The sequence below is a fragment of the Staphylococcus sp. HMSC072B07 genome (genome assembly GCF_001815505.1).
Taxonomy (GTDB): Bacteria; Bacillota; Bacilli; order Staphylococcales; family Staphylococcaceae; genus Staphylococcus; species Staphylococcus simulans.
This window is the reverse complement of the sequence record NZ_KV820953.1, coordinates 1-755: the sequence shown is the minus strand read 5'-3', so window position 1 is coordinate 755 and position 755 is coordinate 1. Positions and strand designations below refer to the sequence as shown.

Sequence of the window (755 nt, the reverse complement as noted above, 5' to 3'; positions counted from 1 at the left end):
GGTATTGAGCAACAAACACTTAAAGGAAAAAACATTGCATTAATTTTCGAAAAAGACTCAACTCGTACTCGTTGCGCATTTGAAGTTGCGGCAGCTGACCAAGGTGCAAGCACTACTTACCTTGGACCAACTGGTTCTCAAATGGGCAAAAAAGAAACAGCAGCAGATACAGCACGCGTTTTAGGCGGCATGTATGACGGCATCGAATATCGCGGATTCTCTCAACGTACTGTTGAAACATTAGCTGAAGAATCAGGCGTGCCGGTATGGAACGGTTTAACTGACGAAGATCACCCAACACAAGTATTAGCTGACTTCCTAACAGCTAAAGAAGTATTGAAAAAACCTTATCACGAAATCAACTTCACTTACGTAGGCGATGGTCGCAACAACGTTGCGAATGCGTTGATGCAAGGTGCAGCAATCATGGGTATGCGTTTCAACCTTGTTTGCCCTAAAGAATTGAATCCTACGGATGAATTATTGAACCGTTGTAAAGAAATCGCTGAAGAAAACGGCGGCGAAATCTTAGTAACAGACGATATCGATAAAGGTGTTAAAGATTCAGACGTACTTTACACAGACGTATGGGTATCTATGGGTGAACCAGACGAAGTTTGGGAAGAACGTATCAAATTATTGAAACCTTACCAAGTAAACCAAGACATGATCGAAAAAACAGGCAACCCACATGTTATTTTCGAACACTGCTTACCTTCTTTCCACAACACTGACACAACAATCGGTAAACAAAT

1 protein-coding gene is annotated in these 755 nt (G+C 41.7%); it reads left to right on the top strand.

Translation table 11 applies throughout. From position 1 onward, the window contains the following. A partial coding sequence (argF, locus tag HMPREF3031_RS11620) for an ornithine carbamoyltransferase (protein WP_070724971.1) occupies positions 1-755 on the top strand: 755 nt, incomplete at both ends.